8 protein-coding genes and 1 pseudogene are annotated in these 8,875 nt (G+C 46.4%); 5 read left to right on the forward strand and 4 right to left on the reverse strand.

Translation table 11 applies throughout. The features are described from left to right. A pseudogene (locus J0895_RS01355) lies at positions 1-889 on the forward strand (adenylate/guanylate cyclase domain-containing protein); the annotation flags it as partial. 78 nt (positions 890-967) lie between these two features. On the opposite strand, the gene J0895_RS01360 reads toward J0895_RS01355, so the two are convergent. Next, positions 968-1,261 carry a DUF2442 domain-containing protein gene (locus J0895_RS01360; RefSeq protein ID WP_207086352.1) on the reverse strand — a complete coding sequence of 98 codons (294 nt, stop codon included), beginning with the start codon at positions 1,259-1,261 and terminating at the stop codon, positions 968-970. 120 nt (positions 1,262-1,381) lie between these two features. On the opposite strand from J0895_RS01360, the gene J0895_RS01365 reads away from it, so the two are divergent. Continuing rightward, positions 1,382-1,615, forward strand: coding sequence for a hypothetical protein (locus tag J0895_RS01365; protein ID WP_207086353.1), 234 nt, complete (start codon positions 1,382-1,384; stop codon positions 1,613-1,615). Here the strand turns inward: J0895_RS01365 and pyrE are convergent. Then, a complete protein-coding gene (pyrE, locus tag J0895_RS01370) occupies positions 1,550-2,170 on the reverse strand; it encodes an orotate phosphoribosyltransferase (RefSeq protein ID WP_207086354.1) in 621 nt (206 codons plus the stop codon). The two genes, J0895_RS01365 and pyrE, sit on opposite strands and share 66 nt — an antisense overlap. A 94-nt stretch (positions 2,171-2,264) precedes the next feature. On the opposite strand from pyrE, the gene J0895_RS01375 reads away from it, so the two are divergent. Continuing rightward, positions 2,265-2,669 (forward strand): hypothetical protein, encoded by a 405-nt coding sequence (locus J0895_RS01375; protein ID WP_207086355.1) that lies wholly within the window; start codon positions 2,265-2,267, stop codon positions 2,667-2,669. A 247-nt stretch (positions 2,670-2,916) separates the two neighbouring features. Here J0895_RS01375 and ltrA read toward each other — a convergent pair whose 3' ends face one another. After that, positions 2,917-4,590: a group II intron reverse transcriptase/maturase gene (gene ltrA, locus J0895_RS01380; RefSeq protein WP_207086356.1), complete on the reverse strand. Its 1,674-nt coding sequence runs from the start codon at positions 4,588-4,590 to the stop codon at positions 2,917-2,919. A 954-nt stretch (positions 4,591-5,544) separates the two neighbouring features. On the opposite strand from ltrA, the gene J0895_RS01385 reads away from it, so the two are divergent. Both J0895_RS01385 and J0895_RS01390 read left to right on the forward strand, forming a co-directional pair. After that, complete coding sequence (locus tag J0895_RS01385) at positions 5,545-6,228, forward strand: hypothetical protein (protein WP_207086357.1); 684 nt, start codon at positions 5,545-5,547, stop codon at positions 6,226-6,228. Positions 6,229-6,396: 168 nt separating this feature from the next. Next, complete coding sequence (locus tag J0895_RS01390) at positions 6,397-8,130, forward strand: CNNM domain-containing protein (RefSeq protein WP_207086358.1); 1,734 nt, start codon at positions 6,397-6,399, stop codon at positions 8,128-8,130. Positions 8,131-8,203: 73 nt separating this feature from the next. Here J0895_RS01390 and J0895_RS01395 read toward each other — a convergent pair whose 3' ends face one another. Continuing rightward, positions 8,204-8,377 (reverse strand): ribbon-helix-helix protein, CopG family, encoded by a 174-nt coding sequence (locus J0895_RS01395; protein ID WP_242540969.1) that lies wholly within the window; start codon positions 8,375-8,377, stop codon positions 8,204-8,206. Between the last annotated feature and the right edge of the window lie 498 nt (positions 8,378-8,875).

Below are 8,875 nucleotides of genomic sequence, written 5' to 3' on the forward strand. Positions count from 1 at the left end.
GCAGCGAAACCCGGGTAAGCTACTCGGAAAAATTATCTGGGAAGAATTGCCCGAAACTGTGGGTTCTAAGTTTGAACGAGAGTATCGAAAAGCGGCCTCTGAACAAGTCAGTGTCACCTTTGAAGACTGTTCTACCCTGACTAATCGCTGCTTTGAAGTTCGGGTTTTTCCCTCCTAAGAGGGGCTTTCTGTATTTTTTCATGATATTACTCAACGAAAAGAAACTGAAGATGCCCTCTGCCGAGAACAACAAAAAGTCCAAGAATTACTCTTGAATATTTTACCGCCAACCATTGCTCAACAACTCCAGGAACAACCGGGTTCTATCGCGGAAAAATTTGATTCAGTCACCATTTTATTTGCCGATTTAGTCAAATTTACGGAACTCTCTACCCAGGTTTCTCCCCAGGAATTGGTGAGTTTGCTGAATACGATTGTTTCTACCTTTGACCGCCTCACGGAAAAACATGGATTAGAGAAAATTAAAACTATTGGGGATGCCTATATGGTCGTGGGCGGTGTTCCCATCTGCCGACCGGATCATGCTGAAGCGATCGCAGAAATGGCCCTGGATATGCAAGTGGCGATCGGCCAGTTCAATGCCGAATATCTCACAAATTTAAGTCTAAGAATTGGCATCAACACCGGACCCGTGGTCGCTGGTGTCATTGGTATCAAAAAATTCACCTACGACCTCTGGGGAGATGCAGTTAACACGGCTTCCCGCATGGAATCTCACGGAATCCCTGGAAAAATTCAGGTCTCCGCAACCACTTATGATTTATTGCAGGACCAGTATCAATTTGAGGAACGGGGTTTAATCGAGATTAAAGGCAAAGGAGAAATGAACACTTATTTCCTGACAGGCCGACCTGGGTTTTCTCTCTAAATGTTCCCCATTCCTGTTCGCGATCGCCTCTCCTTCCCTCCCCTAAGCGATCGCATTTTAACCGCAGAGCATTATTGCTCATTGATCAACATTGACAACTTCACGGTATTGCTCTAATTCTTCATCTGTAACACTGATGCCATTTTGCCAAAGTTCATATTCACTGATATCAATCTCGTCATTCCACACCAGTCCATAACCCCCCGGTTCAATTCTAAAATTATTAAAAAATTCTATATTCCGTAAAGGTGCAAACATTGGTTTTTCCAATAATTTAGTTATGTCGTATTTCCTTGTTTCTTGATTGGTAAACTTAACTAACAAGATGCGATCATTAATAGCTTTAACAGAAACAATGTGAAAAATTTTCATAACAATTCATCCTTATTTTAAGGGAGGAAGTTTTTTAAACTCTTCGCTATTCCAAATAGTCAGCAGTTCGTTCTGGTACAACTCGCCTTTTTCATCGGTTTTGGAAAGAGCGACTCTTCTGTGAGCAACACCATCTCTTTCGACACCCCCAACCGGCGATCGCCCTTTTTCCCAGACAGAGCGATCGCCCTTTTTCCCAGACAGAGCGATCGCCCATTGTTTCTACAGGCGATCGCCTCCTTAACCTCTCACCTGATCTCTCGTCCCCTCGCCGCTACACTCTCTCACCTACAATCCAAACTCCTGATACCGGGCTTGAATCTGGACAATGGTAAAGACTGCCCGAAACTTTAATCCCTCTTTTTGATACAATTCCGCCCCGCCTTGTTCGCGATCGACCAGGGAAATCACTTCCTCTACTTTGTACCCGGCATCCCGCAAACGGTGAACCGCTTTCATGGCGGAGGCCCCGGTGGTGACGACATCTTCTAGGACCACAACCAGGGTCCCGGGAGCCAGTGTGGGTCCCTCGATATAGGCTTGGGTGCCATGTCCCTTGGCTTCTTTGCGAACAATCAGGGCCGGAATCGGTCGGTTTTCGTAGGCAGAAACGACGCTGACTGCGGTTACAATCGGGTCAGCACCCAAGGTTAAACCAGCTACAGCCAGGGTTTCTGGGGAAAGCATAGAGAATAAGACTTGACCCGTGAGGAGTGCGCCGATGGGGTGCAGAGTGACTTGTTTGCCATTAATATAGTAGCGGCTACTCTGGCCGGAGGAGAGGGTGAAGTCCCCCTCGCGATAGGCTAACTGGCAGAGTAAGTCTAGAAGCTGTTGGCGTTGGTCGTTTAAATCGTTAGGGTGAACTGAGACCGATGTCTCATCCAATCCTTGAGTAATCTCGGTCATGGTTAATTGTAGTGACAGGAGGAAATTTTCAGCCGATAATTATCTTATCCTGGAAGTTGAGTTAATATCGAGCCAAAACGTGAGGAGAAAATTCATGAGACTCCAATTTAAAAGCGCAATCGGGGTGTTGGCACTCCTAGGCGCGTCTGTGGTGGTTGCACCAGAGGCAGTCGCCCAAAGCCAACCTCGAACCATTGCTGAACAATTTGAGCGGGCCTTTTTTCGCAGTTCTGATACGTTTTACCAGAATCGCTCAATTTTTGACCAAATCAGTTTTTATCTGTTGCCGATGACTTACCCGGAAAGACAAGCAGAACGGGATGCGGAACGGGTCAACAAACTCTATCAGGCAGTGATGGAGGTCCAAAACTCTAGCGATCCCATTCTTAGAACCCCGGATTTGACGAACCCGTTTAACGAGTCTTTGCTGACGATGCCCAGTTATACCCCAAGTGGGATCCCTTTCAATCCTCAAAACGAAATCCTGCCCCTACAGTAAACAAAAAGTAGGGGCAGTTTATGTACTGCCCCTACAAAGGGGGTGAACTCGCTCCATTTAAGTGAGTTCTGAATTTCTTCCAGGCGATCGCCCCCAAAAGCAGGGGTTCCTTCTTGATGCGCGTTCTCTGATTTAATCGGCAGTGCAGGAGTTGAACCTGCCTAAGGCGAATTAGTTGCCTAAGCACGAATGTTACCACTCATACTCGGCTGCCAAACCGGACTTACGCCTTTCAACGTATCCGGCTTTAAGCTAGGTGAGGGGTCATTATGACCGGCCTCGCGTCTTTTCTATGGATTTCATCGTGGCAGTGCCGGTGGACTAGGCATTTATTATTATTCCTATTGTTTTCCCGGTTTCCATCGATGTGATGAACCTCAATCTTGTCCTCTGTTAAGAAAGGCTGTTTGCAGTAATAGCATTGGCCTTCTTGCTCTTTCAACCCTATTTTGATGTCTTTGGGGCATAGAGGGTGTGTTCCCCTTCTTTTTACCCAGTACATCCAATCTCCATCGTAAGGACTTCTATTTCCCTGGATTTTGATGTGTTTTACGAATGTGAATTCGTAGAGGGTTGTGGCTAGATGGACATGATTCCCTTCCTTCCATCCAAAATTCCATTTTGAGTATTTACTCTTATGGAATATCTTCATCGTGATGTATCCGTTTCCCCGTTGAGAGAACTTCTTGTGTCCCCATGCCAAGTAACTTTGGTATAGGTCATTTTGAAGTTTACTAAAGGTTTCATGGCTACTATCTCCAATTTTGAAGTAGTTGGCCCATCCTCGAACATACCAGTTGTGTCTCTTTAACATTTCTGCTGGAGACATGGATTGTCCTCGGCGTAGGATATCTTTTATTTGGTTTCTGAACTGCTTAACGGATTCTTTTGCAGGGCGAATTTTTGTTCGCTGCATCAGGTCTTCTCCGTTAGAGTTCTTTCCACTTTTTGTTTTTCCTACTTCATAGGTTTGGATGTGAAATCCTAAGAAATCGAATCCAGGTTGTTCTTCCTTTACGGATTGTATGGTGTGTGTGATTCGGGTTTTAGCTTCATTGAGCTTCAATCCTATCTCTGCCATCCATTTTTCCGTTTCAGTTTTTATTTCCTGAATGACATCTAGTTTTTCGTGAAGGATGATGAAGTCATCTGCATACCTAATTACTCTGGCTTCTGAAAATTCCTTCATTTTCCCTTTTGCTTGACCTTTACGGGTTTTTACTTTTGGGAATTTGTTGGATATATGAGTTTCAAACCCGTGCAGGGCAATATTAGCCAATAAGGGCGAGATGACCCCACCTTGGGGGGTTCCTGATTGGGTTTCATAGAATACATCTCCTTTCATGACTCCAGCTTTGAGCCAAGCTCTTATCTGGTTTTCCATAATTGGAAATGTTTCTAGTTTCCTAATCAAGGTTTCGTGGTCGATGTTGTCGAAGCATCCTTTTAAATCAGCATCAAAGACATATTTTGCCTTTCTTCTGATACTAAGCTCAATGGCTTGGATTGCGTCGTGGCAACTTCGTCCGGGTCTAAATCCGTAGGAATTAGGCTCGAATAAAGCTTCCCATTGTGGTTCGAGGGCTAATTTTGCTAATGCTTGTTTTGCCCTGTCCAAGATTGTGGGAATGCCTAAAGGTCTTTTTTCCTTTTTTCCTGGTTTTGGAATTTCCACTCTTTTTAAGGGAGAGGTCTTTCCATCTAGGTTTAGGATTTCCGCCATTTCAAGCCGGTCGGTGGGACTGACGTTTTTAACGCCGTCTAATCCTGCTGTGGCTTTTCCTTGATTATCTTGGGTTACTCGGCGAATAGCCATAAGCCTTGCTGAGTAAGAGGATATCAAGGTCTTTTGCAACCTTACAACATCGATAGTGTTTCCATTTTTGGCCGCTTCATAAATTCGATTTTGTAGCTTTGTCACTTTCGTTTGAGTGTTAGCCCAATCGATTTGTGACCATTCCGCTTTCGCCTTGGACATTGCTATCATCATCCAATCTATTCTTCCTAGCTACCTTACCTTTCAGCTTATCCCAAACATTACTCTGGGCTTTTGCTTCATGTAGGTTCCTTCACCTGCCCCCTGTCTTTTAGCTAAGACCCTTCTTTTGAAGGTAGGAAGGGAATCAGGTTTCCCGCTTATCCTGCCACGCATTTGTGACAACTTAGGTGTCGTCTTTGTCCGGGGAAGGTATTTGAGCCATCTCCAAGGTACTCACGCCTTGGTTTTCTTCCTTCCTTGTCCCTTTTTGGAGCCAGGGGATACATACCCTTACCCTGGTGCAGTTAACCGGACTTTATGTGACGATTCACTTTCGTTCACCGTATTGTCTCCCTCCCCAGCCTTTTCCCGGTGGTCTCCGGTAGTTAGGTGGGTTTTAACCTTGACTTGTTAACCCCTGGGATGCTACTTCAGGAGCCTGGTTATGGAGTCCCCCGATGGACAGGGGGAATGGACTTTCACCATTATGCGTAGCAGTCGTCGCGTCGTACTGAGTTCGCTGCCTCATCCGCTCGGCCAACTGCCGTCTTTTTTATCGATTCTAGCAGACTCTTGCCAGAATCGTTGGGGAATTTGCTTTTCTGATGACTCCCAAACCCGGGAATTCAGGGCAAAGCAACAAGCGATGGTCAAAATTATAACCCTTGGGACTGTAACCTGTCTAGGGGTAGAGCTTAACCCGAGAGATCATCAGTTGGAGTCCAGGGGAGAAAGGATTCGTTGAGAACGCGATGGAATAAAAAAATAGGGATTAAAATCGAGATGCCTGGGTTTATCGAGGGCGAGTGCGATTTTCCCCCCGGGAAATGCTAGGTGTTCTTGAAGCTAGAAAATAAGTCGATATTATTACGATCGCATAAGAGAAAAAAAAACACGATGAAAGTCAACCCAACTGTTGTCCTGACGTTTTTGCTGTTATCCATGATGTTTGGCGCGGGGGCCTTGAGTGCCTCCCTGGGGTTAGAGTTAGGCAAAGCGGCCCTCAAGGAAGTAACCCAGCCTGACGTCCGTCCGAATACCTCGGGAGAGTCCAATTCACCGTCTACAGGGAAGGGTCAAGGACTAAAGCTCTTGAAGGAAGACGAAGTGATCAAAGCGGTCAAAGCCAGAATAGCTGGCAAAGACGTGGAACCGGAACCCGCCCAAACGAAAGCGGTGGAACCGGCAGCAGAGCAGTCCGCAGAAGCCAAAGCTGCGGAAGAACCGAAGAAAGACGAGCGGTTTCCCATCGCCACGAAGGACCAGGACGTGAGTTTGGAGGTCACCGGGGTGCGGCGACAAGGGTCCTCTCTGGTGCTGGATGTCAGTTTAAAGAATAACAGTTCGCGATCGGTGCAGTTTCTGTACAGTTTTTTGAATGTGACCGATGATAAAGGGCGATCGCTCAGTGCCACAACGGAAGGATTGCCGGGAGATTTGCCCCCGAGCGATCGCAGCTATTCCGGGACTGTCAGCATTCCCACGGCGTTGCTTGAAAATGCACAGAAGCTATCGTTAACCCTGACGGACTATCCGGATCAGGAGCTTGAACTAAAAATGTCGGAAATTCCGGTCCAATAAACTGGGGACTCTTGTCTGGATACAAGCCCTCTAATCAACCCTAGCATCGGGTTCACGCTAAGGGAATGTTCTGGCATGGTGACCGAAACTAATTTTTCGCCGTTCAAGTTCCGGTGCAAAGCGCTCAACGTTAAAATAGGTAATCCAAATGTTTCAAGATGAGTTGCGGTGGTGCGTTCTTTAAGCTATTTTTCTGCGTTGGGTGGGATGGTGACTCTGGGGGTCGTGGGATTGCAGTCGGACCTTGCGATCGCGAGTCATTTAGCGGTGGTGGTCCCAGGGAGTTCCCTTCAGACCTGGCAAGATATCGCACTGCGCTTAGTTGCGGTATTTGGACTGATCGCCATTAATGCTTTTTTCGTGACTACGGAATTTGCGATCGTTTCCGTGCGGCGATCGCGGATTAATCATTTGGCCGATAATGGCGACCTGCAAGCCAAAATTGTCCAGCATCTCCATCGCAATATCGAGCGGCTGCTCTCTACGACTCAGTTAGGCATTACCCTATCCAGTTTGGCCCTCGGCTGGATTGGGGAAAATACAATGGCGGTTATAGTAGCCGAATGGATCGTCTGGTTGCCGATCCGACCGGATATTGCTCAGATGATGGCTCATGGACTGGCAATCCCCCTAGCCTTTTTAATCGTGGCTTATTTGCAAATTGTCCTCGGGGAATTATGTCCCAAAACCTTGGCATTACTCTATTCTGAGCAACTGGCCCGACTCCTTGGCCCCCCGAGTTTGGCGATCGCCCGCTTTTTTCACCCCTTTATCTGGATCCTAGACCGCTCAACCCGCTGGCTACTCAGTCTAGCGGGTATTCGCTTTAACGCTCAGGCTTGGTCCAATCGGATCACTCCCGAAGAGTTACAGCTAATTATCGCCACGGAACGCGAATCCACAGGTTTAGAAGCAGAAGAGCGAGAACTGCTCAATAATGTCTTTGAATTTGGGGAAGTTTCCGCTCGGGAAGTGATGGTGCCTCGGACGAGCATTCATGGGATCTCTCATAATGCCACATTTCAAATGTTGCTCAATGAGGTCGTAAGTACGGGTCACTCCCGCTATCCGGTGATCGGGGAATCCTTAGATGACGTTCGCGGCATCGTCTATTTCAAAGAATTGGCCGGACCTTTAGCCCAGGGAGTCCTCACCCCAGATACTCCCCTAACACCCTGGATTCGTCCGGCGCGGTTCGTTGCCGAATATACGCCTTTAAGCGAGTTGTTGCCCATCGTTCAGCGATCGCAACGACCGATGGTCATGGTGGTTGATGAATTTGGCGGGACTGCCGGTTTAGTGACCATTAGTGATTTAGTTGCTCAAATTATTGGCGAGGGCCCCGAACTCTCCGATTCTGAAGAGTTAACCATCCAAATGGTCGATGAGCAAACTTGGATGGTTCAAGCTCAAATGAATTTGGAAGAAGTCAACGAATTACTCAATTTTGATTTACCCCTGACCGATGAATATCAAACCCTAGGCGGTTTCCTCCTCTATCAGTTTCAAAAAATCCCAGCTTCAGGGGAAACCCTCCTCTACGATCATTTGGAATTTACGGTGGTCTCTACGGAAGGCCCTCGTTTGAACCAAATTCGGATTTATCGTCCAGAACTGACGAACCCGATCTCCTCTAACCTAGACTCGGTTGACTCCTTGCCCACAGATTTAGAGCTAAATGCCCCTGAACAGGAGTCTGCTTCGTCAGCATCGGATTTCAATCTCAATGAGTCTGAGCAACTATCCGACTCTGCATCCCGCGATTTCGATCTGGAGGAGGACGAATTGCTCTTGTCTTCTTCACAGCATTTCGATTTCTATGATAATGAGAATCAGGATGAGGATGAGGATGAGGAGTCACTCCCCTCTTCCTCACCGGATTTAGATCTTGATTCTCATTAAAGTTCGTTTTTAAGCGATCGTTCCAATTCAAGATGCTATCTTTGTCAAAAAATTTCTGATGGGACAGAAATTTTCATTCCACCATTGCTGGCGTTTGAACTTCATCTAGTAATTCATCTGAACCTTTTTTCGGTTTAGGCATTCGTTTAATGTAGTCTCGAATTACTTCTGACATTGAAAGTTCGCGCCGTTCAGCTTCTGCTTTCAAGCGGTCTAATTCTTGAGTATTTAATCGAATCCGAAGCATATAATCTCTAGCCATGTCGTTCCTATCGTTGCTACAACAATTATAGGTTAACAATTATGCTGAGAATATGACAACAAACCAGAGGAAGATGATAATTTAGAAAAAAGTTAGATTGGAAATAGTCGGTGATGATTCTCCAGATAGAGGAAGCTCTGTCTAAGGGGTCCGCAACGGGATAAAACTCTACTGTTTGATGTGGCTTTTTACTCTAGCCGATTCAGGCGGAGAATGAAGCCGGGAGTCGGTTTCGGAAAGGTTTGCACTTTCCCCAAGCGGGTCCCTGGTTTCGTGCCTAATTTAGGCTTTAGACTTTAACATTTTAGATCCTGCAAGCAAAGGCAACCCTCTATCTTAAGGAATGCTTTTCCTGTTTTGCTATCCCAGGGAACTGTCTAGCTGTGGCTATATTTTTTCCGGATTCCCCCTTGAGTTTGTCTATCGCAATCCTTTATCAGTTGTGGAATGCCCTCACCCCCAACTGATAAAGGATCTGCTATA

Source organism: Phormidium pseudopriestleyi FRX01, assembly GCF_017313335.1.
GTDB classification, from domain to species: domain Bacteria; phylum Cyanobacteriota; class Cyanobacteriia; order Cyanobacteriales; family Laspinemataceae; genus Laspinema; species Laspinema pseudopriestleyi.